Raw genomic sequence first — 24871 nt, 5'->3', positions numbered from 1 at the left:
TCACAAAGGTTGGCTTGAATTGAATATTAAGTTTATAACTTCTCATCCTTACTCGTTTCTTCCTTGAAACTAGCTAACATTTGACTGGATGGTTTATCTGAGAGTCCACTTTTCTCTGCTTCAATCAATTTCATACGAATAGCCTCAATTTCATAAGCTCGCATTTGCTCTTTTCTAATCAAATCTCGAAGTAACTCACTGTCACTCGCATAATTTCCTGAAGCGAGCTGTGCTAGCATCCATTTTTCTTATTGGGCAGTCACTGTGATACTTTTTTACCATCGCCATCATTTACTCATCTTAAGCAGATCAAACCCAGATATATTCCTACTTTATACTACTACAATCAAACTTAGCTTATTAGCCTTAGCAATCATCTCAAGGTTCAGCTTATATCTTTAAATTAACCTCCCACCTCCTTACAACTACACTTCCCTGTGTAAATCACGCCGATGAGTCAGTAAATTTTACTCATCAGTCGCTTGTGGTTCTGCGTCTTTATCTTGGTGTTTTTCGCTTATCATGGCGTTTAATTTCTCGCCGCCTTTGATACCAAAATCTAACGTGCGGATTGGGAATGGAATGGTCATGTCAGCTTCACTTAGCGCGTTTCTTACTGCCACAACAGCCTTGTGACGAACGGTCATGAAATCCGCTTCGCCAGGGTATTTAATCCAAAACCAAACCAGTAGGTTAACGCTGCTATCACCAAAGCTTTCGGCGTAAACGGCGGTTTCTTCTTGTTTAATAACAAAATCAAACTCATTGATTTTTTTAACAATCACTTCTGCGGCTTGTTCTGGGTCGTCAGCATACGAAATACCCACTGGCACCTCAATACGACGCACACCTAACGTGCTGTAATTACTGAGTATATTTCTAAATAGAATCTTGTTAGGCACTAAGATAAGTTGCCCATAAAAGTTCTCAATGAGGGTGTTTCTAAGATTAATCGCCCGTACTGTACCGAACACGCTTTCGGTGCGAATTACATCACCTGTTTTAAATGGTTTGCGGATCCCCATAGCAATACCTGCTATAAGATTCTCTGTCATATCCTGAAAGGCAAAACCAATCGCAAGACCAACAATACCAGCACCGGCAAGTAATGAGGTGACCGTGCCTCTGAGGCCCAGGAAATCAAGAGCTACGAATAAGCCTACACATAACACAATAACCTTGGCTATCGATGACATTAAGTCTGCTATTTGCGAAGACTCTAACGAGCGGCGTAATAGCTTTCTAAGCATTGAGCCAACGATACGCGCCAGTAATGAAAATACGATAGTGATGACTACTGCGACAATAAAGTTTGGAATATGGCTTATAATGATATCAACCCAGCCACCGAGTTTTTCTTCTATAAGTTTTTCGGCCTCACCTACGGTTGGTATTTTTAACATACGATTACCTGATCATTTAAGAAACATAGCGAATAATCTGCAAAATAAGCGCCAGTTTCATACAGGCACAAAAAAGCCGTGCTTAGCACGGCTCTTCTAATTCATTTTACTAAAAAATTAGTTCTGCTCTTCCCGTAAGAAAACAGGCTCTAATTCTTTTGCTGTTGCATCGCTGCTAAAGTAATATCCTGCAACGGTAAAATCTTTTAAATCACTTAATTGGGTAATTTTATTTTCAATGATGTAACGTGCCATCATGCCGCGAGCTTTTTTCGCATAAAAGCTGATCACTTTATATTGGCCGTTTTTACAGTCTTTAAAATGTGGAGTAATAATTTGAGCGTTTAAGGCTTTTTTATCAACCGCTTTAAAATACTCATTCGAAGCAAGGTTTACCAAATATTTGCTATCTTGTTCAGCAAGCACAGTATTAAGCTTTTCGGCGATAACACTGCCCCAAAACTGGTATAAGTTTTTACCACGAGGGTTTTCTAGTTTAGTGCCCATTTCAAGGCGGTAAGCTTGCATTAAATCGAGTGGCTTCAGTACGCCATAAAGGCCTGACAAAATACGTAAGTGCGACTGTGCGTAATCTAGGTCGGTATCACTAAGAGTTTGTGCATCTAATCCACCGTACACATCGCCATTAAAGGCTAGCACTGCTTGTTTTGCGTTATGTTGCGTAAATGGCTGTGACCACTCGGCGAAACGTGCCGCATTCAAACCCGCTAGTTTATCGCTGATTTTCATTAGGCTGCCAATTTGCGCTGGGGTTAAATCACGGCAAACTGACATTAACTCTTCGCTGTGCTCGAGTAATTCAGGTTGAGTGAATTTATCGGTCGTGGCTGGTGTTTCATAATCTAAATTTTTTGCAGGTGAAATAACAGTGATCATACTTAGCTATTGACTTGTAATTTGTTTGATGTCAATTTCAACATTAATTGAATCAAAATGCACGTTTTGTTTCGTCCTGCCTTTATCCGCTGTTCTTTCATACATAATGTTCTAGTTTTCTGTATTAAGGACATTTGACCTATTAAACACTGTCATAGTGTTGCAGCATAAAGGCCGCTATAATGGATTTTCTTTTAACTTGCTTGGAATGAGGAAAGCAAATGACTTCAGCACTACAAAGGCTTAAACAACATTCATCTATTGTTGCAGATACGGGTGATATCGAAGCTATCAAAAAGCACCAACCAGAAGATGCAACAACAAACCCATCTCTACTTTTAAAAGCCAGTGAAATTGAAGCGTATAAGCCTTATTTAGATAAAGCGTGGCAATATGCCAAAGAAACCGAGCAAGATGCAGCTAAACAACTTGAGTTAGCATGTGATTACTTTGCTGTATTAATTGGTAAAGAAATTAGCGAAATCGTACCGGGCTATATCTCAACAGAAGTAGACGCACGTTTATCATTTGATACCCAAGCGACTATCGATAAAGCCCACACTTTACTGAGCCTTTACGAAAAAGAAGGTGTTAGCAAAGATAAAATCCTAATCAAAGTTGCATCAACGTGGGAAGGCATCAAAGCCGCAGAACAGCTTGAAAAAGAAGGCACTAAGTGTAACTTAACGCTGTTATTCTCTGAAGCACAAGCTCGCGCATGTGCCGATGCGAATGTATTTTTAATTTCACCATTCGTTGGCCGTATCCTGGATTGGCATGTTGCTAATGGTATGGAAAAACCAACTGATCCGCTAAACGATCCAGGCGTGCAATCAGTACGTAGCATTTACGAGTTCTACAAACGCCATGATTACAAAACTGTAGTTATGGGCGCAAGCTTCCGTAACACAGGCGAGATCATCGCGCTTACTGGCTGTGATAAGTTAACTATCAGCCCTGCACTTTTAGAAGAGCTTGGCCAATTAACTGATGCACAAGAGTACTTATTAGAAAGCGACTTTGCTGTTGAAGAAAAACCAGCACCACTGACTGAAAGCCAGTTCCGTTGGTTACATAACCAAGACGCGATGGCAACAGAAAAGCTTGCTGAGGGTATTCGTTCTTTTGCACAAGCGCAGCTTGAATTAGAAGCTCGTTTTAAAGCAATGTAATTTAAATTACAGCATTTTTTGAAACGCCACCGCTAGGTGGCGTTTTTGTTTCTAAAATAACTAAACCTTTGATCTATTCATCTATCAATCACACTTCTGTAACAGTATTGTCACTTTTTTATTCTATTTTTGAGCAGCCTGTGGTATAGGTATTTCCGAGGTTCAAAAAATCAATAGGAGAAGTTCATGGATAGCCTAGACGATATTTTAGAAATATTAGAAGGTCCTAGCACAACAAAAAAGACCTCTACAAAAAATAAAAAGAGAAAATGGCGCGAAATCGAAGCTCTAAAAGATAAGCATAGACTTCGCAAAGAACTACAGGAGTTAGACTATTTCACAGACAGCGTTGAGCTTGATGAATTAGACTTTTAATTAAAGGCCCGCAAGGGCCTTTTGCATTTGTGCTATAGAATTTGTGGCAACGACCAATTGATCGGCGCTTTGTTTTGATCAATAAGTAGCTGGTTTGCCTTTGAAAAATGCTGACAACCAAAAAAGCCACGATGAGCAGAAAGCGGTGATGGATGCGGACCTTGAATCACATGATGACGCGAGGTATCTATGTGTTTACCTTTTTTCTGAGCATGTGCGCCCCATAATACAAACACCACACCGTCACAGTGCTGGTTGATAAGCGCAATCACTGCATCGGTAAATTGCTCCCAGCCAAGGTGCTTATGAGAATGAGCCTGCCCTTGCTCAACAGTCAGTACAGTGTTGAGTAAAAACACACCTTGTTCTGCCCAACTTTGCAAATAACCATGATGTGGTATCTCAAAACCTTCAATATCTGTCGCCAATTCTTTGTACATATTTTTCAATGACGGAGGTAACTTTTTAACTTCAGGCAATACCGAAAAACAAAGACCATGGGCCTGACCTTCTCCGTGGTATGGGTCTTGCCCTAAAATAACCACTTTGATTTCATTTAGTGGTGTGACATCAAAAGCAGAGAAAACCTGCTCATCTTTTGGATAAACGGTAACACCCTCTGCTCGCCTATCTGCCACATATTGCAAGGTTTCTTGCATGTAAGGTTTCGCAAGTTCGGTATCTAGAAATGTTTGCCAGTCGATCATTTTGAAGCCTGTATTTGCTGACGAGAAATGTCTATTTTACCACACATATCAGTCAAGCCATCAAGCATACGAGTTGTAAAACGGTGCAATAAGTCAGCGTTCACACTAATAAACTGGTTATGCTGCACCGCTGGCAATTCGGGCCATTGGCGCCAATCAATTTTAGGCTGAGGCTTTTTCGATTTTTCATCTGGAATAATCACCACTTCAGGTTTGGCAACCAATACATTTTCAATACTAATACGCGGATAGTCGGTATCACTATTAGCAAACACATTGTCGGCATGGCAAATGGTTAATAGCTGATTGATCCAAGTGTTTCCACCAACCGTCATCATAGGTTCAGGCCATAATTGATAAAACACCGAAACTTTCGGTTTGCCCTTTTGAGCTGTACGAATAGCATTGAGTTTATCTTCAAACTCTTTGGCAACTTTATTTGCGTTTGTTTGCAAATGCGTAAGCGTACCCAGTTTACGTAGTTCATCGGCAACATTATCAACCTGATTAGGATTACTGTAAGCAACTGGAATACCTAGCTTTTCAATATAAGCGAGATCTTCAGCTTTGTTACCCGTTTTCCAAGCTAGTACAAGATCCGGTTTTAACGACAACAGTTTTTCCATGTTAATGCCGTAATAGCCACCTACTCGTTCAATATCATTCGCTTGCAAAGGAAAGTCAGCATAGTCAACGGTACCAACAATGCGCTCACCTGCACCAATCGCAAACAGGTTTTCAACGATATGCGGCGCTAAAGCAACAATGCGCTGTGGCTTGTTTATTTCATGGGCCTGTGTAAGTGCCGGTAAATAAAATAAAAAACCTAAGAGTGCAAACTTAATGGCCTTCATGTTAATAATCAAATCCTTTTTGCGCTTTGATACCGGCATCAAAAGCATGTTTTACGTTTCTGACTTCACTGACTGTATCAGCTAAGTCGGTTAGTTTACGGTGCGCACCACGACCTGTAATAATTACCGATTGCATAGCAGGGCGAGAGCTAATTGCCTCTAGCACTTCGTCTAAATCAATATAGCCGTAGGTGATCATGTAGGTTATTTCATCTAGCATAACGAGGTTAATCGACTCATCCTTCAGCATTCTTTTTGCTTCTTGCCACGTCACTTGCGCAGCCGCGGTATCTGACTCTTTATTTTGTGTTTCCCAGGTAAAACCTGTGTTCATAATGACAAATTCAACCCCTGCTTTTTCGAGTAAGTTACGTTCACCACACTCCCATGTGCCTTTAATAAACTGGCACACAGCCGCTTTCATTCCGTGACCCACCGCACGTGCTACAGTGCCAAAACCAGAGGTAGATTTGCCCTTACCGTTGCCAGTTATAACTTGAAAAATCCCCTGCTCTTTTTGTGCCGCAGCAATACGTTCGTCTACTTTTTCTTTTACTTTTTGCTGGCGTTGTTGGTGCTTATCTTGATTCTGTTCGCTCATTGTTGTTCCTTATGCTCTAAATTGAAGTTCTCATAAATATTGATGATTTGTTCAATATCGAGATTCTCTGCTACCACGTTCGCTAAACGGCTTAACTGTTGTTCACGGTTTAAATTAATATCAATTGGCTTAATTTGGCTATTTGGAGCAAGCCAAGTTGTTAACTCGCCCACGCCCTCTGGCGTATCGAACAAGCCGTGTAAGTAAGTACCCGCCACTTGGTTATCATCGCTAATAAAACCATCCTCTTTAAATCCACTCGGGTGATTATTAAAACTCAAAAATGGCTTTTTAAGTGCTGATCCTTGGCTTATCCCGGCGTGAATTTCATAACCTGAAATTGCGTTATCGCTATTATTTAAATGAAGTATGCCAGATACTTGGCTTAGTACTTTTTGCTGCCCTAATTGCGTTTTAAAGTCAGCAAGCCCTAGTCCTTCTGCACTACCTAAATTAGATTCAACAGCATGTGGATCTTCTAGGTAATTGCCTAACATTTGTAGTCCACCACATATACCGAGTATTTTACCGCCATAGCGTAAATGACGTGTTATTTGTTTATGCCAACCTTCATTTTTTAAAAAGGCTAGGTCACTTAAAACATTTTTGCTACCAGGGATAATGATCAAATCGACATTAGGAATAGCTTGAGTATGACGTACATACTGTAAATCGATTTCTGGTTGTAATCGCAGTGCATCAAAGTCGGTATGATTACTAATATGAGGCAATAACAAAACTGCTATCCGTAATTGCGGTTTATCGACCTGATTACTTATAGCAACAGCATCCTCTGCATCTAACGCTAAGTCATGTAAATAAGGTAAAACCCCAAGCACGGGCTTATTTGTATATTGTTCTAACCAATCTAAACCGCCTTGCAATAACGCAATATCACCCCGAAAGCGGTTAATTACAAAGCCTTTAACTCGCGCCTGCTCCGACTCAGACAATAACGCTAACGTCCCAACTAAGTGAGCAAACACACCGCCTTTGTCGATATCAGCAATAATAATTACCGGGCAGTCCACCGCTTCAGCGTAACCCATATTAGCAATGTCATTTTCACGTAGGTTGATTTCTGCAGGACTGCCAGCTCCTTCAACGACCAATAACTCAAAACGCTCACTTAAGCGCTGCTGCGAAGTAAGAACCGCATCCATAGCCACTTTTTTGTAATCGTGGTAACTGCCCGCTTCCATATTCGAAAGCGCTTTGCCATGGACGATAACCTGCGCCCCTGTATCGCTATTGGGCTTTAACAAGATAGGGTTAAAATCGACTTCTGCGGGCACTTTTGCTGCTATAGCCTGCAGAGCTTGTGCTCGACCTATCTCGCCACCATCAGCGGTTACAGCGCTATTTAATGCCATATTTTGTGGCTTAAAGGGGGCAACCTTAATGCCTCGCTCTGCAAAGATCCGGCAAAGAGCTGCTACAAGGGTACTTTTACCTGCATCTGAGGTCGTGCCTTGCACCATTAATGTTTTCATCATTGTTCTCTTTTTAAGGTTTGTGCAAGACCTGCAATCACAAACTCAACACGTGCAACTTGCTGTGCTAAGGCTTGATGCAACCAACCTGAATGATCAACAAACTGACGGCTTAATTCACCTAGCGGCACGATACCATGACCCACTTCATTGCTGACCAAGATCACCTCACCCGGCAATTGCACTAGCGCATCGAGTAAGGCCGCTTTTTGCTCAAGCCAAAATGCCTCACCATGCTGGCATAAGCAATTACTTAACCACAGCGTTAAACAATCCACTAAAATACAGTTTTCAGTCTGGCTATGCTGTTGTAATGCTTTGGCTAAATACAAAGGCTCTTCAACAAGTTGCCAATGCTTACTTCGTTCTATTTGATGTTTACTAATTCGGGCAGCCATTTCCTCATCGCCAGCGTTTGCGGTAGCAACGTAGATAAGCGGTTTGTTTGAATTAGTTGCCAACTGCTCAGCAAAACGACTTTTACCACTGCGAGCACCGCCTAAAATTAAAGTATGTTGTTGGCTCATAATAGACTCACCAAGCAAAGGTAGGTAACAAGCTCTGACACTTGCTGGGCAGCACCTAGGCAATCGCCAGTAAAGCCAGATAATTGTTTTTCAAACCAGCGCTTTAATAATAATCGAGTAACAAAAAGCACGCTAATGAGTATCAGTAATTGCACTAGAGTGAAGCCAAAAAACAACCAGGCTATTGCCAAGACTGCGCCGCCAGTTGCTAGCAGTATTTGATAACTTTGTGTGCTTAAATACATCGCTATTGGTTTTACTTTAGATGTGGCATCCTGACTTACATAATCCATATCTGCAATTAAGCTTGTTGCTACAACTCGGCTTAGGCTTTGCCCTAGAACAAGTGCAATAACAAGAATATTGGTTGCTTCGGTGAGTGCGACGAGTGTTTGGTACTTAATTAATAAAGCCATCACTAACGCCGCTGCACCATACGTCCCTAAGCGACTGTCTTTCATAATGTTGAGCTTATCTGCAACGTGCCAACCACCACCAAAGCCATCCCACACATCAGCAAGGCCATCTTCATGAAATGCCCCTGTAATTATCAAGCTAAAGGCCATAACTAACGCTATTGCTATAGCAGCGGGGAATAACCAGTTCAACAACAAAAAGCTTAGCGCTAAAAGTACACCTAATAACACCCCGACTAATGCAAAATAACGGCTGGCCTGATTGAGTGCCGTGCTCGATACTACAAAGTTTAATTTAACGGGTATGCGCGTTAAAAAGCTAAGCGCCAGTAAAAATAGCTGAAGCTGACTTGGGGTAGTATTTGATGTGTTAAGTTCAGTGCTCATATTAAACTACTTGCTCAACATTGGCATCGGCAAAACTTGCCATGTCATTGTAAAACGCCAAAGATGCTTGCAATAAAGGTAAGGCAAGCGCAGCCCCGGTGCCCTCTCCTAAACGTAAATCAAGCTGCAATAAAGGTGCTGCATGCAAGGCATTGAGCATTGCTTTGTGCCCTTGTTCATCAGAGGCATGAGCAAATAGCATGTAATCGCGAGCGTTTGCATTAATCCGAGTTGCAACAAGCGCTGCTGCAGTACAAATAAAGCCATCCACGATCACAGCCATGCCAAGCTCGGCAGCAGCTAAAATAGCACCGGTGATCTGAACAATTTCAAAACCACCTAATGCCGCAAGCGTCATTAGTGGATCGCTAAAATGAGCTTGGTGTAATTGAAGGGCTTGCTCGACAACCTTGATTTTTTTAGCAACAACCTCGTCACTCACGCCTGTGCCTTTACCAACACATTGACTGGCAGGTAACGACAACAAGGCAGCCATCAATGCCGCAGCACTTGTGGTATTGCCAATGCCCATCTCACCAAACGCGATGGTATTGCAGCCTTGCTCATAGAGTGAATGAACTCGCTGCTTTGCTAATTCAACCCCTTTTTTAACTTGACTAAGAGACATCGCCATTTCGGTATTTAAAGGTGCGGTGATTTCACCTAAACGCTGGTTATGCACACCTTTACCATGTGCAGTACTGAGAGTTCCGGCATCAACAATTTCGAGCTGCCAACCTAGCTGACGACAAAATACATTGATCGCTGCGCCTCCTGCTGCAAAGTTTGCCACCATTTGTGATGTAACGCAGCTAGGAGCAATTGACACCCCTTGGCTTGCAACACCATGGTCGCCAGCAAATACAACCAGAGTAGGGCTAGAAATAACCGGTTTAAAGGCTAGAAGCGCCTGCTCACTATCGAGCTGCTTTGAGAAAACAAGCGTTAATTGTTTAGCACAGCTTTCAAGCTGACCTAACGCACCAAGCGGCTTCGTTTTAAGGTCTATTTTTTTTTGAATAATAGCTGAAAACTGCTGGTTAATTGGCATGATATTAAACATTAACTACCTGCTCTGTTTACGAAAATACAGTAAGAATAAAAAAAACACGCTGCCGATAGCTGCTGTGATCACACCAACGGGTAATTCTTGATTATTCAATAAGGTTCGGCATAGCACATCAACCCACACCATAAAAATACCGCCGACTAGCGAAGTCATGATTAAGTTATGGCTGCTGCCTTGTGGCGAAAAGTAACGCACAATATGTGGGATCATCAGGCCAACAAAACCGACGCCACCACACATAGCAACAAGCACTGCAGTTATTAATGAACTTAGCAGTAGCATCATGATCCGAAAGCGCTGTACATGAATCCCCAAAGTCGCGGCACTTTCATCACCAAGTAGCATTGCATTAAGCTGACGACGAAAAGCAATCATCAGTGCCATACAGGCAGTAATAACTATAAATGGCATCCAAAGAGTATCCCACTGCGCACGAGAAAAACTGCCCATGGTCCAAAATAAAATAGCTGTAATGGCTTGAGGATCACTAAAATAAAGTAGCAAACTAGTCATAGCACTAAATAAGAATGATAAAGCAACGCCGGCAAGTAACATGGCTTCAACTTGGCCAACATGGCGACGGCCTGCAATAGCAATGAGCAACAGCATAGAGAGTAAGCTTCCGGCAAATGCTGCAATTGACATACTAAAACCAAAACTCACGCCTGTTAGGGCTATAAAGCACACGACACCGAATGAAGCTCCCGAAGAAATTCCAAACAAATAAGGATCAGCAAGTGGGTTTCGGGTTACGGTCTGCAAAATTAATCCCGCAAGGGCAAGCCCAGATCCCGCTAAAAATGCCAGTACGGTTCTTGGCATGCGTAGCTGCCAAATAATACGCTGCACAAACTCATCGCTACCTTGGCTAAATAAGCCATCAAATACTTCACTCAGTGGTGTATTTGCAGCACCAAAGCTAAGAGCTAAAAAGCAACTAATAAGCCCAACTAGGATACAGACACTTAAACGTATTGCATCAGTCACGTTGATACTCCTGAGTCTGATAACCATAGAAGTAAGTAATGTGTGGAATATACTTATCATTGTTTGATTGGGGATGAGCAGATACTGTTGCGCATACACCAAATACATCACTTAACAGCTGCTCTGTTAGCACCGCTTTTGGTTGTCCCTGACAAATCAAGCGACCTTCATCAATCACCAGTAATTCATCACATAAACTTGCTGCGAGATTTAAATCATGGAAAGAAGCAAGCACAGTCACATCGAGGGACTTTGCTAATTCCATTATTTGAATTTGGTATTTAACATCGAGGTGGCTAGTTGGTTCATCCATGATCAACAGCTTAGGCTGCTGTACGATAGAGCGTGCAATGAGCGCTCTTTGCTTTTCGCCACCAGAGAGAGAATCAAATGCTTGCTCACTATGATGCGACAAACCAACCTGCTTAATCGCTTGATATATTCGCTGCTTATCTTTGACAGAGGTACCGCTGAAAAGTCGTTTATGAGGGGTTAAGCCCAGACTCACAACATCAAATAATGACAAATTAAACTGCGATGGAGACTCTTGTAAAACCACCGCAACCTGCTTTGCATATTCATCAGCACTGATTTGCCAAATATCTTCACCGCTTAGCAGCACGGCTCCTTGCTGAGGTTTTAAGTAACGATAAAGACAGCGCAGCAGACTTGATTTACCAGCACCATTAGGGCCGAGTAAACCGATAAATTGCCCTGCTTTTAATTCAAGGCTAATTGATTTAAGTATGGTTTTATTCGCAGTACCCCAACTTAAATCAGAAACTGATATTAATGGCGCAGCGCTAAGGCTATTTTGTTGCAAGTTTATTCTCTCTTGGCGAGTAATAGCAACGCACAAGAAAGCACTGGTAAGTACCAGAAAATGATGTGAGTTGACCCGCTCGATGATTAATTGTTAGTGCTAAGTATCTGGCTAACCATTATTTAGATGGATTACAGTTGCGGGAACAGCTGGAGAATTGCACTCCATTCCATAGCATATGAGTATTATGGCGGGCTAAGTAAATAATTCAATGAATATCGCTCTAGATGGCTAAAAAACAATTTTTGGCCAAGCCTGTCCTTGTTCATCAATATATACATCGAGTGTTATAAGCCCAGCATATGGGAGATGGAAAACATTTAAATGTGTAGCTGATTGTTTAGGCATTTGACAAACAATAGCTAGAATTTGTTTGATCACACCAGCGTGGCTAATTACTAATGACTGAGTATGTTTAGATTCACACAATGATTCTAAAAACGTTTGCCACCATGTATCTACCCGAGTATAAAAATCAGCCATAGCTTCACCATTCGGTACTTTTACTTGCCAAGGATGCTGCCAAAAATCACCGATATGAGGTTTACTTGTTTGCTGCCAAAGCTGCTGGTAGTCTTGGCCATCCCAATCTCCAAAATTGAACTCTTTCAGAGCGTTATAATACCGAACGTTCAATCTGTGTTGATTTGCTAAATAGTCAGCATGAACTGAGCAACGCTTCAGCGGTGAGCTATATATGGCATTTAAATTTTTGAGTTCAGCTGAGGCTTGGCGCATTTGTCTATAGCCTTGTTCAGATAAATCAACATCGACTTGCCCAGAAAGAATTCCAGGCGTAGCTATTTCGCCATGGCGAAGAAAGTAAACTCGTGAAGCAAATGCGTCCATAATGTTCCTCAGTAACCAATAGTGAACGTTAACGCGTTTTAATTACTCTGTCGAGTTATGCTAAGGCTGTTACACTAAGAGAATTAAGCTAAACGCATTAAACGAACGTCAAAATGAAGCACTGCATTTGCGCCAATCTTGCCACCGTTACCTTTTTTACCCCAGGCAAGCTCTGGAGGGATCACAAATTCATAACGAGAACCAATATTCATTAGCAACAAGCCTTCTTTTAACCCTTCGATTGCTTCAGATAATGCAAACACCTCTGGCATACCCGCTTTGTAACTGTCGGCAATCACAGTGCCATCAGCAAGCATAATGCGCTGATTAATGACTACTGTGTCGAACTCTGTAATTCGCTCCCCTTCAAGCTCATCAATCACTTTATACATTAAACCCGACGAACATAGATGTGTATCAGGATGAGATGAGAACTTAGCAATAAATGCTTCACTATTTTTACGATTTAAACCTGAAGAGCCTTTCGACTTGGTTGTTTTCTTACGAGACACATCAAACCTTAATTGTATTACAAATTTAAAACGCTTTATCGCATAACAAAGTCAGTGAAGCAAGGACAAGTATCGTCTGTAGCGAGTTAGCGAGAGTAAAGTTACAAGCTAGAAAGGGGAAAGATACGAGTTAGAAAAGGGAAAGTTTGAGGGTCTGGCGTAGGTTGGGTAGAGCTCAGCGAAACCCAATACAGAGCTATCAGCTTTCAGCCATCAGCGATCATTCAGCTGACGTCTGAAAGCTGACAGCTAAAACGCAAAAAAGCCCGACTCTTTCGAATCGGGCTTTCTTTAATAGGATCCTGGCAATGTCCTACTTTCACATGGCAAATGCCACACTATCATCGGCGCTGTTTCGTTTCACTACTGAGTTCGGCATGGGGTCAGGTGGGTCCAAAACGCTATTGTCACCAAGAAAATTCTTTTCAATTTTCTTATTATTTTAAATTTTAAGTCTTACGACTGAATTTGGAGCCTGGCAATGTCCTACTTTCACATGGCAAATGCCACACTATCATCGGCGCTGTTTCGTTTCACTACTGAGTTCGGCATGGGGTCAGGTGGGTCCAAAACGCTATTGTCACCAAGCAAATTTGGTTTTAATTCGCTCTTTTGAGCAAATTAATAAATCTGGAATTCTGATATCAAGTAATGTCTACTTTAGTTTCTTAACTTCTGTCTGTTACGCTGTCATAAAACGCGTTTGGCGTTGTATGGTTAAGCCTCACGGGTAATTAGTACAGGTTAGCTTAATGGCTCGCACCACTTCCACATCCTGCCTATCAACGTTGTAGTCTTCAACGGCCCTTCAGAGACTTTAAAAGTCTAGTGAGAACTCATCTCGAGGCCTGCTTCGCGCTTAGATGCTTTCAGCGCTTATCAGTTCCGAACGTAGCTACCGGGCAGTGCCATTGGCATGACAACCCGAACACCAGCGGTTCGTTCACTCCGGTCCTCTCGTACTAGGAGCAACCCCTCTCAATTCTCAAACGCCCACGGCAGATAGGGACCGAACTGTCTCACGACGTTCTAAACCCAGCTCGCGTACCACTTTAAATGGCGAACAGCCATACCCTTGGGACCGACTTCAGCCCCAGGATGTGATGAGCCGACATCGAGGTGCCAAACACCGCCGTCGATATGAACTCTTGGGCGGTATCAGCCTGTTATCCCCGGAGTACCTTTTATCCGTTGAGCGATGGCCCTTCCATTCAGAACCACCGGATCACTATGACCTACTTTCGTACCTGCTCGACGTGTCTGTCTCGCAGTTAAGCTGGCTTCTACCATTACACTAACCGTACGATGTCCGACCGTACTTAGCCAACCTTCGTGCTCCTCCGTTACTCTTTGGGAGGAGACCGCCCCAGTCAAACTACCCACCAGGCACTGTCCGTAATCCCGATTAGGGACCAACGTTAGAACATCAAAACTACAAGGGTGGTATTTCAAGGACGGCTCCACAAAGACTAGCGTCTCTGCTTCAAAGCCTCCCACCTATCCTACACATGTAGGTTCAATGTTCAGTGCCAAGCTGTAGTAAAGGTTCACGGGGTCTTTCCGTCTAGCCGCGGGTACACAGCATCTTCACTGCGATTTCAATTTCACTGAGTCTCGGGTGGAGACAGCGTGGCCATGGTTACACCATTCGTGCAGGTCGGAACTTACCCGACAAGGAATTTCGCTACCTTAGGACCGTTATAGTTACGGCCGCCGTTTACCGGGGCTTCGATCAAGAGCTTCGTCCGAAAACTAACCCCATCAATTAACCTTCCGGCACCGGGCAGGTGTCACACCGTATACGTCATCTTGCGATTTTGCACAGTGCTGTGTTTTTAATAAACAGTCCCAGCCACCTGGTCACTGCGGCTCCCGTCCGCTTAGAGAGCAAGTCTCATCACAGATAGGAGCGTACCTTCTCCCGAAGTTACGGTACGATTTTGCCTAGTTCCTTCACCCGAGTTCTCTCAAGCGCCTTAGTATTCTCTACCTGACCACCTGTGTCGGTTTGGGGTACGATTCGGTATAATCTGAAGCTTAGAGGCTTTTCCTGGAAGTATGGCATCAACAACTTCACACCCTTAGGTGCTCGTCTCGTGTCTCAGTCTTAAGAGTCCGGATTTTCCTAAACTCTCAACCTACTCACTTTCACATGGACAACCAACGCCATGCTTGTTTAGCCTGCTCCGTCCCCCCATCGCAATTATACCAAGTACGGGAATATTAACCCGTTTCCCATCGACTACGCCTTTCGGCCTCGCCTTAGGGGTCGACTTACCCTACCCTGATTAACATGGGATAGGAACCCTTGGTCTTCCGGCGTGCGGGTTTTTCACCCGCATTATCGTTACTCATGTCAGCATTCGCACTTCTGATACCTCCAGCATACCTCCCGGTACACCTTCAACGGCTTACAGAACGCTCCCCTACCACTCAAACAAAGTTTGAATCCGCAGCTTCGGTGCATAGTTTAGCCCCGTTACATCTTCCGCGCAGACCGACTCGACCAGTGAGCTATTACGCTTTCTTTAAAGGATGGCTGCTTCTAAGCCAACCTCCTGGCTGTCTGGGCCTTTCCACATCGTTTCCCACTTAACTATGACTTTGGGACCTTAGCTGGCGGTCTGGGTTGTTTCCCTCTTCACGACGGACGTTAGCACCCGCCGTGTGTCTCCCGGATAGTACTTTACGGTATTCGGAGTTTGCAAAGGGTTGGTAAGTCGGGATGACCCCCTAGCCTTAACAGTGCTCTACCCCCGTAAGTATTCGTCCGAGGCTCTACCTAAATAGATTTCGGGGAGAACCAGCTATCTCCCGGTTTGATTAGCCTTTCACTCCTAGCCACAGGTCATCCCCTAACTTTTCAACGTTAGTGGGTTCGGTCCTCCAGTTGATGTTACTCAACCTTCAACCTGCCCATGGCTAGATCACCGGGTTTCGGGTCTATACCTTGCAACTAAACGCGCAGTTAACGCTCGCTTTCACTACGGCTACCCTAATCGGTTAACCTCGCTACAAAATATAAGTCGCTGACCCATTATACAAAAGGTACGCAGTCACCCTCGAAGGGCTCCTACTGCTTGTACGTACACGGTTTCAGGTTCTATTTCACTCCCCTCACAGGGGTTCTTTTCGCCTTTCCCTCACGGTACTGGTTCACTATCGGTCAGTTGGGAGTATTTAGCCTTAGATGATGGTCCACCTATATTCAGTCAAAGTTTCACGTGCTCCGACCTACTCGATTTCACTTAAGATGCATTTTCGTGTACGGGACTATCACCCTGTATCGTCAAACTTTCCAGAATGTTTCACTAACACATAATAAGCTTAAGGGCTGGTCCGGTTTCGCTCGCCGCTACTTCCGGAATCTCGGTTGATTTCTGTTCCTACGGGTACTTAGATGTTTCAGTTCTCCGCGTTCGCCTCGTTAACCTATGTATTCAGTTAACGATACCTGCAAGCAGGTGGGTTTCCCCATTCGGAAATCCTAGTCTCAAGCGCTTTTTACTAGCTTGACTAGGCTTATCGCAAGTTAATACGTCCTTCATCGCCTCCAACTGCCAAGGCATCCACCGTGTACGCTTAGTCACTTAACCATACAACCCAAACGGGTCTTTGTTAGTGACAGCTGTTAACTTCGCCAGAAGTTAATTCATCAAATAATGATGAGAATACTAAAGTAGATACCAATTAATCTTTCGATTAATGGCATATTTTTTACTTTTGAAAACTCTTTATAGATACAAGTATCTATAAGAATTTTAATATCAGCTTTCCAAATTTTTAAAGAGCATATTAATTAGTTAAACCAACTGGTTTAGCTAACTAACAATCATCTGTGTGGACACTACGAACAAATAAGTTCTAAATCGTATAAGGAGGTGATCCAGCCCCAGGTTCCCCTAGGGCTACCTTGTTACGACTTCACCCCAGTCATGAATCACTCCGTGGTGAACGTCCTCCCGAAGGTTAGACTATCCACTTCTGGAGCAACCCACTCCCATGGTGTGACGGGCGGTGTGTACAAGGCCCGGGAACGTATTCACCGCATCATTCTGATATGCGATTACTAGCGATTCCGACTTCATGGAGTCGAGTTGCAGACTCCAATCCGGACTACGACGCACTTTAAGTGATTCGCTTACCCTCGCAGGTTCGCAGCACTCTGTATGCGCCATTGTAGCACGTGTGTAGCCCTACACGTAAGGGCCATGATGACTTGACGTCGTCCCCACCTTCCTCCGGTTTATCACCGGCAGTCTCCTTAGAGTTCCCGACCGAATCGCTGGCAACTAAGGATAGGGGTTGCGCTCGTTGCGGGACTTAACCCAACATCTCACAACACGAGCTGACGACAGCCATGCAGCACCTGTATCAGAGTTCCCGAAGGCACCAAACCATCTCTGGTAAGTTCTCTGTATGTCAAGTGTAGGTAAGGTTCTTCGCGTTGCATCGAATTAAACCACATGCTCCACCGCTTGTGCGGGCCCCCGTCAATTCATTTGAGTTTTAACCTTGCGGCCGTACTCCCCAGGCGGTCTACTTAATGCGTTAGCTTTGAAAAACAAGTCCGAAGACCCGAGCTTCTAGTAGACATCGTTTACGGCGTGGACTACCAGGGTATCTAATCCTGTTTGCTCCCCACGCTTTCGTACATGAGCGTCAGTGTTGACCCAGGTGGCTGCCTTCGCCATCGGTATTCCTTCAGATCTCTACGCATTTCACCGCTACACCTGAAATTCTACCACCCTCTATCACACTCTAGTTTGCCAGTTCGAAATGCAGTTCCCAGGTTGAGCCCGGGGCTTTCACATCTCGCTTAACAAACCGCCTGCGTACGCTTTACGCCCAGTAATTCCGATTAACGCTCGCACCCTCCGTATTACCGCGGCTGCTGGCACGGAGTTAGCCGGTGCTTCTTCTGTAAGTAACGTCACAGCTAAGTGCTATTAACACTTAACCTTTCCTCCTTACTGAAAGTGCTTTACAACCCGAAGGCCTTCTTCACACACGCGGCATGGCTGCATCAGGCTTGCGCCCATTGTGCAATATTCCCCACTGCTGCCTCCCGTAGGAGTCTGGGCCGTGTCTCAGTCCCAGTGTGGCTGATCACCCTCTCAAACCAGCTAGGGATCGTTGCCTTGGTGAGCTATTACCTCACCAACTAGCTAATCCCACTTGGGCTAATCTTATGGCGTGAGGCCCGAAGGTCCCCCACTTTGGTCCGTAGACATCATGCGGTATTAGCAGTCGTTTCCAACTGTTGTCCCCCACCATAAGGCATATTCCCAAGCATTACTCACCCGTCCGCCGCTCGACGCCAGAGGTGCAAGCACCTCTTCGTTTCCGCTCGACTTGCATGTGTTAGGCCTGCCGCCAGCGTTCAATCTGAGCCATGATCAAACTCTTCAATTAAAAGTTTTTTCTGTCCCGAAGGACATGCTCAATGAATTCTGAATTTTGATTCTTTCGAATCGAATTGACTGTGCTGAAACAAGTAAACTTGTTTCCGTTGGTCACTCAGTTCAATTGAGACTCTAAATTTGTTTGCGTCATCTAGCGAACTAGAATCTGCTGTTAGAACTCAATCTGTACGAGTGCCCACACAGATGATTGCTTTATATTGTTAAAGAACGTTGCGACGTTGTCGCTAGGGATGCGTATAATACATCCTTAATTTTTCGAGTCAACACTTAATTTTAAACTTTCTTTTTAGACCGTTTTAAACCGAAGTTTTACTTAACTCTCTGCTACGTTGTTCAGCGTCTTTCGTTGCTGCCCGCCGTGTCAGTGGATGCGCATTATAGGGATGCGAAGAATTAACGCAAGCACTTTTTGTAGAAAACTACTAAAAACTTACCTTTCGCGCAAAAAACAAGCTAAAGGCAGTAAAAAACACAGTTTGCTGTACAAAATACAGTCAACTTTTCTCGAGAGGATCTTAAGTATTATCGATATTAGGTAATACGCAAGTTTTTAAATAAAAAAAGCGCCACTATTTTTAATGGCGCCTTTATCAATCAACTCTGAATTAGTACAAGATACTATATAACTTACGGCGATACTTAGATGCCAAGGCATCACCATCAGGTAATGAAGCGATAATTTCTAGATAGGTTGGTTTTGCATCTGCGTAGTTAAGATCTTTTTTAAGTACATTAAATAACATCTCTAAAGCTTCTTCTTTACGGCCCGCACTATTAAGAGCATTACTTAGTTCTACTTTTATCTCTAAATCATTTGGGTATTTTTCAACTTTATCTTGCAGTGCTTTTATTTCTGGTGAATCTGTTGCAGCTAATGCTTGTTCACACTTTGCTTGAATATTTGTGAAATACGCATCACGTTCACTTTCTGCAACCGAATCTAATAATGCTTGTGCATCTTCCAATTTATGAATTTGAATACAGATATCAGCTAAAACTAACTTTACACGTGTATGGTTTGGATCAAGCTCATAAGCCTGCTTTGCATAGTTAAAGGCATTGTTTAGGTCTTGATTAATTAACGCTTGCTTAGCCTGCTCTAGTAATAACTCGTTTTGAGCTGGTAAATGTTTGGCTAGCGCATCGCGAATTTGCTGCTCTGTTTGAGCGCCAGGTAACATATCTACAGGCGCTGAATCTTTTAACATCACAAGTGTAGGTAATGCTTGTAAACCGATTTGCTGTGCAAGTTGTCCTGCAAGTGCCTGCTCAACATCACAATCTAATGTTGCTACTAATAAATGCTCACCATATTCATGTGCGATTTTTTCTAAAATAGCAGCTTGCTGATGACACTCTGGGTTTTGCGAAGAGTAAAAAGTAAGTAATACTAATTTTTCAGCGGACGTTTCACCCAATGCTTGCTGCAAATTTTGCTGGGTAAGTTTTATCATATTATTCATTTGATCGATTGCACTATATAAGTATTTAGGTTTTTATATAGTGGCAAACATAACAATTACAAGCCCCACGGGTCGAGGTCATTATGAAATTATCTACTATTTCTGCAGCTTTGTTACTTCTTAGTCCATTCGCGCAAGCAATAACACTAGATTTAAACCTTCAAAAAACCATGCCTGAGATTGAAAAGCTTTATTTAGATTTACATCAATCTCCTGAGCTGTCTTACCACGAAAAACAAACAGGCCAGAAGCTAGCAAAAAAATTAAAGCAACTAGGCTTTACTGTTACAGATAACGTGGGTGGTTTTGGCGTTGTTGGGATTTATAAAAACGGTGATGGCCCAACAGTAATGATCCGCACTGATACTGATGGATTACCAATTGTTGAGCAAACTGGTAAACCCTATGCCTCTAAAGTTACTGTAACAAATGATGCTGGTGCAACCGTTGGCGTAATGCATGGTTGTGGTCATGATATTCACATGAGTTCATTTATTGGCACAGCTCAACAGTTAATGACACATAAAGATCAGTGGCAAGGTACTTTAATGATGGTCGCACAACCAGCAGAGGAAGTAGGTGGTGGTGCAAAAGCCATGCTTAAAGAAGGGCTTTTTACTAAGTACCCTACTCCAGATCATGTTATTGGGTTACATGTAAGTGCCAGTGTTCCTGCTGGTAAAGTCAGTATGAAAACAGAATACACGATGGCTAGTGTTGACTCTGTTGATATTACTGTAAAAGGTAAAGGGGGTCACGGTGCCTATCCACACACAACAATAGATCCAGTTGTGATTGCTTCACGTATTGTGTTGGCACTACAAACAATTACTAGTCGCGAATTGTCACCACTAGAGCCATCAGTGATCACGGTAGGCTCAATTCACGGTGGCTCCAAACACAATGTCATTTCAGATGAAGTAAAACTACAACTTACACTGCGCAGTTATAACCCTGAAGTTCGCTTACAACAAATTGCAGCGATCAAACGAATTTCGAAAGGCATCGCATTAAGTGCGGGACTTGATAAAAGTTTAGCACCTGAAGTATATGTGCATGAAGATGAGTCAATTCCTTCAACATACAATAATCCAACTCAAACCAACTTAGTACGTTCAGCGATTGCTAATGCGATTGGTGAAGACAATGTACTTGAAACTGAAGCTGTAATGGCTGGTGAAGACTTTGGCCTTTATGGTCGTACAGAACAAAATGTACCAATTACTTTGTTTTGGTTAGGGGGTGTTGAACCTAGTCAATATGATGCTGCAATGCAATCTGGCGCAACATTACCTTCTTTACATTCAAGTAAGTTTGCACCTGATTACAAAAAGGCGCTTCCTACAGGGATAACTGCAATGAGTAATGCCGCGGTTGCCCTATTTAACAAAAAGTAGTTTAGGCTGACCTAGCTCTAGGCTTAGCCTTTCTTTTAAAACGTCGCTTTTGCGGCGTTTTTGGTAATTGGGCAAAAACTTGGCTGTCGCACTGTTTGGCTTGATCAACTAAAGCATGTAACTCAGTCAGTAATGGCGTTAAAAATTGCTGATAACTCATATGCTGTTCAGCTATATTCCCTAATGATGCTTCCCACTTAGCAGTTAAGTCAGGGCTAGCAAGCTGCTCAGGTAAAGTGCTAATAAGCGCTTTACCTGTTGCCGTAGCTAAAATATTTTTACCCTGACGCTCTAAAAAGCGGCGCTTAAATAAAAGCTCGAGAATACCTGCCCGTGTAGCCTCAGTACCTAGTCCATCAGTTTCTTTAAGGATCTTTTTAATCTCAGGGTCTTTCACATAGCGGCTGATGCCTGTCATAGCACTTAATAAGGTAGCATCAGTAAAATGCGCTGGCGGTGTAGTCATTTTGTCTACCACGTCCCCCTGATTACAATGCAGCTGCTGACCTTTTTCAAGAGCAGGTAAGGTTTGCTCATCTTTTAACTCTGTTTTGCCCATTAATGTTTTGAAGCCTAAGCTAACATCTTGCTTAGCAGCGGCTTTAAAAAGTCCACCAGCAATCTCGACTGTTACTTTGGTTTCGTTAAAGACATAGTCAGAATAAAACTGGATTAAATAATGACGACAGATCAACCGATAGATTTTTTGTTCATCACTATTTAATGATGCTGAGCGAAGTTGTTTTTCGGTAGGAACAATAGCGTGGTGTGCCGCAACCTTGCTGTCATTAAAACATTTACTCCGCTTGCTGGTGTCAGCTTGCTTGCAAGCTTCACTTGCTTGGCCTTCATTATTAGCAATAGCAGCAATAATACTCGCTGCATCTTTATGATGCTCTTTTGGTAAATAGCGATTATCTGAACGAGGATAAGTAATTAACTTATGACGCTCATACAAGCTTTGGCAGGTATCTAACACCTTTTGTGCAGGCATTGAAAACGCTTTTGCCGCATCGATTTGTAAAGCTGATAAATTATAAGGTAACGGTGATTGTTGTTTTTTTTGTTTTTGCTCAAGGTCAACCACTTTAGCTGGTTGATTAGTTATACGTGATACAACATTTTCAGCAAGCCCTCTATGTAATACTCTCCCCTCCTCATCTTGATAAGGTTCGCATGCTTTACTTGGTTGCCACTTAGCTGAAAATGTTTGCTGCTGCTCAGTTTCAAGATGAGCTAATACTTCGTAAAAAGGTTTCGCTACAAAGTTAGCTATTTCATTATCACGATTTACAACAAGACCTAAAATAGGTGTTTGAACACGACCTACAGATAACACATTACCAAACCCTGCTTTTTGCCCAGCAAGCGTATAAGCCCGAGTTAGATTCATGCCAAATAGCCAATCAGCACGTGAGCGAGCTAATGCAGACACACTCAAGGGAATAAAATCGCGATTCGACTTTAAATTATTAAGTGCTTTTTTAACTGCACTTAAGTTTAAATCGCTTATTAATAGTCGTTGAATTTGCTGTTTTTTGGCTTTGCTCAGTTTGACCTGCTCGATCACTTCATCAACCAATAGCTGGCCTTCACGGTCAGGGTCGCCAGCATGAACAATTACGCTTGCCTGCTTAATAAGCTTTTTTAATACGGTGAGTTGTTTGCGTGTTTTTGCTTTAGGTTTTAATTGCCATTGCTCAGGCACAATAGGTAAATGCTCGAATCGCCACTTTTTAAAACTTGTGTCGTAATCATCTGGCTCGGCTTGTTCAAGTAAATGCCCTATACACCAAGAGACACAATCACCATTACCAAGCTCTATATAACCATCCTGTTTTTTATGAGGTTTAGGCAGTGCATCCGCAATGGCTCGCGCCAATGACGGTTTTTCGGCAATGTAAAGTTTCATAACGCAACACTAATACTGTTTTTATAAACAGTATTCTAGCACAGGAATTTTAACTTAGGAATGGCTTACGCCTGCTGCCGGCGTCGGGTGAAAAGGTAAATAAGAGGTAGATAACACACAACCACTGTACCAACATTGATTAAAGGTAACAGGGTTTTATACATATAGGTGCTGTACGATAAGTCCCAAAGATGACGATCGACTAAACGAAACAACTGTAATATGGGAGCCATTATAACGACCAGTTGCCCTAAAGCACTTTGCCATAAATAGACTTTGTCTTTAATCCCCAAGTAGGCAATTAAAGCCATCCAAGCAATATCATTAAAAGCCCACACAACATAGCGCCACACATAAATATCATCAAATGCTTTTAGAGCAGAATAAATAAGAGTTCCGAACAAGAAGAAGGCTGCCGTGATAACAGCAAAGTAAAGTGCGGGCCAATCTTTACGAAGATAAAATACAAAAATAGCCGGGCTCAGAATGAACACCCAGCTATGATCTAATGTCACAATGACAGAATCAATCCAATGAGGCAAAGTTACTCACCTTGCGTTTTACCATCATCATTGTCATCGCCACCGCCGCCATTACCTGGCATATAGCTGTACTTATCAACTTTTTTCATTTTTATACTCCATTACATGTGTTAATGAAGTTTCACTTTAATTGATTTATTGTCTTACATCAATAGGGTCAGATTCGTGAGCTTTACCTTGCATGATAGATATTTCGACACGACGATTCCGCTTGCGATCTTCATCAGTCACATTCGGTACAAGAGGCCTAGTTTCTGCGTGACCTACAACCATCATACGAGATTTATCAAAACCAGGGGCTTTTTCCATTTCGCTTGCAACGGCAACTGCACGTTTTGAAGATAAATCCCAATTATTAGTATAAAGCTCATTTGATACTTGGAAGTCGTCAGTATGTCCTGACACGGTTATTTCACCCGGCACATCTTTTAATAGTGTCGCAATATCACGAATAATAGGCTTAAACTTAGGCTGTAAAAAGGCGCTGCCAGATGGGAATGAGCCATTCTCACGGATGCGAATAATAATTTGTTGACCTAATGACTCAAGTTCAATCGCACCATCCATAATTTGCTGTTCAAGCTGCTGGGCAATTTTCTTCACAAGCTCATTAGTCTGTTCTTGGTCAGCCGCAGAAATTGACTGCTCCAATGCTTGTTGCTGAGCCGTACTTTGCGATTCACCACCACGCTTATTACCACGTTGCTCTTGACGACCACCGGCAGAGCTTTCATCACCAGCTTGAAACTCAAGCATTTGCTGAGTCATTTCTACGGTTTGTTGTTGAATCGTTTCGATAGGGGTAGGTTCAGGTTTACCAGGGGTAAACTCCATTGCTATTACCGAGGTCCCTTTTGGAATATCTTTTACTTCAATTTTGTTTTGCACACCAAATGCAAACTTCATTGAACCAGCAATTTGCTTAAACTTCAGTACATCCATTTCCGAGAAAGCAAGTAAGAGTACAAAGAAGCACATTAATAATGACATTAAATCTGCGAAGGTTCCCATCCAGGCTGGTAAACCTGGTGGTGGACATTTGCACTCTTGATCGGACAT

At 42.8% G+C, this 24871-nt stretch carries 21 protein-coding genes, 4 rRNA genes and 1 riboswitch; of the genes, 3 read left to right on the top strand and 22 right to left on the bottom strand.

Features of this window, described 5'->3' with window-relative positions; all coding sequences use genetic code 11:
* Window positions 1-32: 32 nt before the first annotated feature.
* The 3 genes from J8Z25_RS04330 to yaaA all read right to left on the bottom strand — a co-directional run bounded on the left by J8Z25_RS04330 (window position 33) and on the right by yaaA (window position 2300).
* Window positions 33-239: a ribbon-helix-helix domain-containing protein gene (locus tag J8Z25_RS04330; protein WP_250661724.1), complete on the bottom strand. Its 207-nt coding sequence runs from the start codon at window positions 237-239 to the stop codon at window positions 33-35.
* Window positions 240-467: 228 nt separating this feature from the next.
* Window positions 468-1403 (bottom strand): mechanosensitive ion channel family protein, encoded by a 936-nt coding sequence (locus J8Z25_RS04325; protein WP_178926660.1) that lies wholly within the window; start codon window positions 1401-1403, stop codon window positions 468-470.
* A gap of 117 nt (window positions 1404-1520) precedes the next feature.
* Window positions 1521-2300, bottom strand: coding sequence for a peroxide stress protein YaaA (gene yaaA / locus J8Z25_RS04320; protein WP_239977765.1), 780 nt, complete (start codon window positions 2298-2300; stop codon window positions 1521-1523).
* Window positions 2301-2521: 221 nt separating this feature from the next.
* Here yaaA and tal point away from each other — a divergent pair, with 221 nt between their 5' ends.
* Entirely contained in the window at window positions 2522-3472 is a 951-nt protein-coding gene (tal, locus tag J8Z25_RS04315) for a transaldolase (RefSeq protein WP_130049535.1), read from the top strand.
* A 186-nt stretch (window positions 3473-3658) separates the two neighbouring features.
* Complete coding sequence (locus J8Z25_RS04310; RefSeq protein ID WP_054554247.1) at window positions 3659-3847, top strand: DUF3545 family protein; 189 nt, start codon at window positions 3659-3661, stop codon at window positions 3845-3847.
* Window positions 3848-3879: 32 nt separating this feature from the next.
* Here the strand turns inward: J8Z25_RS04310 and ung are convergent, their stop codons facing one another.
* The 16 genes from ung to J8Z25_RS04230 all read right to left on the bottom strand — a co-directional run bounded on the left by ung (window position 3880) and on the right by J8Z25_RS04230 (window position 19961).
* On the bottom strand, window positions 3880-4554 hold the full coding sequence (ung, locus tag J8Z25_RS04305; protein WP_167659127.1) for a uracil-DNA glycosylase: 675 nt from the start codon (window positions 4552-4554) through the stop codon (window positions 3880-3882).
* Window positions 4551-5408 (bottom strand): cobalamin-binding protein, encoded by an 858-nt coding sequence (locus tag J8Z25_RS04300; RefSeq protein ID WP_250661723.1) that lies wholly within the window; start codon window positions 5406-5408, stop codon window positions 4551-4553. The genes ung and J8Z25_RS04300 overlap by 4 nt, the downstream gene beginning before the upstream one ends.
* A 1-nt stretch (window position 5409) precedes the next feature.
* Window positions 5410-6009 (bottom strand): cob(I)yrinic acid a,c-diamide adenosyltransferase, encoded by a 600-nt coding sequence (gene cobO / locus J8Z25_RS04295; protein ID WP_130049538.1) that lies wholly within the window; start codon window positions 6007-6009, stop codon window positions 5410-5412.
* Window positions 6006-7502, bottom strand: a complete 1497-nt coding sequence (locus J8Z25_RS04290) for a cobyric acid synthase (protein WP_130052192.1) — start codon at window positions 7500-7502, stop codon at window positions 6006-6008. The genes cobO and J8Z25_RS04290 overlap by 4 nt, the downstream gene beginning before the upstream one ends.
* Complete coding sequence (gene cobU, locus J8Z25_RS04285) at window positions 7502-8029, bottom strand: bifunctional adenosylcobinamide kinase/adenosylcobinamide-phosphate guanylyltransferase (RefSeq protein WP_167659126.1); 528 nt, start codon at window positions 8027-8029, stop codon at window positions 7502-7504. Before cobU ends, J8Z25_RS04290 begins: the two co-directional genes overlap by 1 nt.
* Window positions 8026-8832 (bottom strand): adenosylcobinamide-GDP ribazoletransferase, encoded by an 807-nt coding sequence (locus J8Z25_RS04280; protein ID WP_250661722.1) that lies wholly within the window; start codon window positions 8830-8832, stop codon window positions 8026-8028. Before J8Z25_RS04280 ends, cobU begins: the two co-directional genes overlap by 4 nt.
* Before the next feature lies 1 nt (window position 8833).
* On the bottom strand, window positions 8834-9895 hold the full coding sequence (gene cobT / locus J8Z25_RS04275; protein ID WP_250661721.1) for a nicotinate-nucleotide--dimethylbenzimidazole phosphoribosyltransferase: 1062 nt from the start codon (window positions 9893-9895) through the stop codon (window positions 8834-8836).
* Window positions 9896-9898: 3 nt separating this feature from the next.
* The gene (locus tag J8Z25_RS04270; protein WP_239977771.1) at window positions 9899-10915 is read right to left on the bottom strand and encodes a FecCD family ABC transporter permease; all 1017 of its coding nucleotides are present in this window, start codon (window positions 10913-10915) and stop codon (window positions 9899-9901) included.
* Window positions 10881-11711 (bottom strand): ABC transporter ATP-binding protein, encoded by an 831-nt coding sequence (locus J8Z25_RS04265; RefSeq protein WP_178926653.1) that lies wholly within the window; start codon window positions 11709-11711, stop codon window positions 10881-10883. Before J8Z25_RS04265 ends, J8Z25_RS04270 begins: the two co-directional genes overlap by 35 nt.
* 103 nt (window positions 11712-11814) lie before the next feature.
* Window positions 11815-11882, bottom strand: a riboswitch (cobalamin riboswitch).
* 60 nt (window positions 11883-11942) lie between these two features.
* Window positions 11943-12560 (bottom strand): histidine phosphatase family protein, encoded by a 618-nt coding sequence (locus tag J8Z25_RS04260; protein WP_130049544.1) that lies wholly within the window; start codon window positions 12558-12560, stop codon window positions 11943-11945.
* Between the two features lie 83 nt (window positions 12561-12643).
* Window positions 12644-13072 (bottom strand): FKBP-type peptidyl-prolyl cis-trans isomerase, encoded by a 429-nt coding sequence (locus J8Z25_RS04255; RefSeq protein WP_130049545.1) that lies wholly within the window; start codon window positions 13070-13072, stop codon window positions 12644-12646.
* Between the two features lie 300 nt (window positions 13073-13372).
* Window positions 13373-13487, bottom strand: a 5S ribosomal RNA gene (rrf, locus tag J8Z25_RS04250).
* A gap of 58 nt (window positions 13488-13545) precedes the next feature.
* A 5S ribosomal RNA gene (rrf, locus tag J8Z25_RS04245) occupies window positions 13546-13660 on the bottom strand.
* Between the two features lie 125 nt (window positions 13661-13785).
* Window positions 13786-16668: ribosomal RNA gene (locus J8Z25_RS04240) — 23S ribosomal RNA — on the bottom strand.
* 278 nt (window positions 16669-16946) lie between these two features.
* Window positions 16947-18487, bottom strand: a 16S ribosomal RNA gene (locus J8Z25_RS04235).
* Together the 16S, 23S and 5S rRNA genes form the textbook arrangement of a ribosomal RNA operon.
* Window positions 18488-19103: 616 nt before the next feature.
* Window positions 19104-19961 (bottom strand): tetratricopeptide repeat protein, encoded by an 858-nt coding sequence (locus tag J8Z25_RS04230; protein ID WP_167658134.1) that lies wholly within the window; start codon window positions 19959-19961, stop codon window positions 19104-19106.
* Between the two features lie 83 nt (window positions 19962-20044).
* On the opposite strand from J8Z25_RS04230, the gene J8Z25_RS04225 reads away from it, so the two are divergent.
* Window positions 20045-21358 carry a M20 metallopeptidase family protein gene (locus J8Z25_RS04225; RefSeq protein ID WP_130049547.1) on the top strand — a complete coding sequence of 438 codons (1314 nt, stop codon included), beginning with the start codon at window positions 20045-20047 and terminating at the stop codon, window positions 21356-21358.
* Between the two features lies 1 nt (window position 21359).
* Here J8Z25_RS04225 and J8Z25_RS04220 read toward each other — a convergent pair whose 3' ends face one another.
* From J8Z25_RS04220 to J8Z25_RS04210, 3 genes are all read right to left on the bottom strand, one after another.
* The gene (locus J8Z25_RS04220) at window positions 21360-23270 is read right to left on the bottom strand and encodes a DNA topoisomerase III (protein WP_250661720.1); all 1911 of its coding nucleotides are present in this window, start codon (window positions 23268-23270) and stop codon (window positions 21360-21362) included.
* Window positions 23271-23335: 65 nt separating this feature from the next.
* Window positions 23336-23812 carry a hypothetical protein gene (locus J8Z25_RS04215; RefSeq protein ID WP_130049549.1) on the bottom strand — a complete coding sequence of 159 codons (477 nt, stop codon included), beginning with the start codon at window positions 23810-23812 and terminating at the stop codon, window positions 23336-23338.
* A gap of 135 nt (window positions 23813-23947) precedes the next feature.
* A complete protein-coding gene (locus tag J8Z25_RS04210; RefSeq protein WP_054562656.1) occupies window positions 23948-24871 on the bottom strand; it encodes a flagellar motor protein MotB in 924 nt (307 codons plus the stop codon).

Source organism: Pseudoalteromonas sp. SCSIO 43101, from assembly GCF_023650775.1.
GTDB lineage: Bacteria > Pseudomonadota > Gammaproteobacteria > Enterobacterales > Alteromonadaceae > Pseudoalteromonas > Pseudoalteromonas apostichopi.
This window is presented reverse-complemented; position numbering and strand designations above follow the sequence as displayed.

Excerpts from the sequence above, each read along its gene's own strand:
- J8Z25_RS04225 (WP_130049547.1), top strand. The coding sequence starts at position 20,045 with ATGAAATTATCTACTATTTCTGCAGCTTTGTTACTTCTTAGTCCATTC.
- J8Z25_RS04270 (WP_239977771.1), bottom strand. The coding sequence starts at position 10,915 with ATGGTTATCAGACTCAGGAGTATCAACGTGACTGATGCAATACGTTTA.
- yaaA (WP_239977765.1), bottom strand. The coding sequence starts at position 2,300 with ATGATCACTGTTATTTCACCTGCAAAAAATTTAGATTATGAAACACCA.
- J8Z25_RS04300 (WP_250661723.1), bottom strand. The coding sequence starts at position 5,408 with ATGAAGGCCATTAAGTTTGCACTCTTAGGTTTTTTATTTTATTTACCG.
- J8Z25_RS04280 (WP_250661722.1), bottom strand. The coding sequence starts at position 8,832 with ATGAGCACTGAACTTAACACATCAAATACTACCCCAAGTCAGCTTCAG.
- J8Z25_RS04260 (WP_130049544.1), bottom strand. The coding sequence starts at position 12,560 with ATGGACGCATTTGCTTCACGAGTTTACTTTCTTCGCCATGGCGAAATA.
- J8Z25_RS04220 (WP_250661720.1), bottom strand. The coding sequence starts at position 23,270 with ATGAAACTTTACATTGCCGAAAAACCGTCATTGGCGCGAGCCATTGCG.
- J8Z25_RS04210 (WP_054562656.1), bottom strand. The coding sequence starts at position 24,871 with ATGTCCGATCAAGAGTGCAAATGTCCACCACCAGGTTTACCAGCCTGG.
- J8Z25_RS04290 (WP_130052192.1), bottom strand. The coding sequence starts at position 7,502 with ATGAAAACATTAATGGTGCAAGGCACGACCTCAGATGCAGGTAAAAGT.
- ung (WP_167659127.1), bottom strand. The coding sequence starts at position 4,554 with ATGATCGACTGGCAAACATTTCTAGATACCGAACTTGCGAAACCTTAC.
- tal (WP_130049535.1), top strand. The coding sequence starts at position 2,522 with ATGACTTCAGCACTACAAAGGCTTAAACAACATTCATCTATTGTTGCA.
- cobT (WP_250661721.1), bottom strand. The coding sequence starts at position 9,895 with ATGTTTAATATCATGCCAATTAACCAGCAGTTTTCAGCTATTATTCAA.
- J8Z25_RS04325 (WP_178926660.1), bottom strand. The coding sequence starts at position 1,403 with ATGTTAAAAATACCAACCGTAGGTGAGGCCGAAAAACTTATAGAAGAA.
- J8Z25_RS04230 (WP_167658134.1), bottom strand. The coding sequence starts at position 19,961 with ATGAATAATATGATAAAACTTACCCAGCAAAATTTGCAGCAAGCATTG.
- J8Z25_RS04310 (WP_054554247.1), top strand. The coding sequence starts at position 3,659 with ATGGATAGCCTAGACGATATTTTAGAAATATTAGAAGGTCCTAGCACA.
- J8Z25_RS04330 (WP_250661724.1), bottom strand. The coding sequence starts at position 239 with ATGCTAGCACAGCTCGCTTCAGGAAATTATGCGAGTGACAGTGAGTTA.
- cobU (WP_167659126.1), bottom strand. The coding sequence starts at position 8,029 with ATGAGCCAACAACATACTTTAATTTTAGGCGGTGCTCGCAGTGGTAAA.
- cobO (WP_130049538.1), bottom strand. The coding sequence starts at position 6,009 with ATGAGCGAACAGAATCAAGATAAGCACCAACAACGCCAGCAAAAAGTA.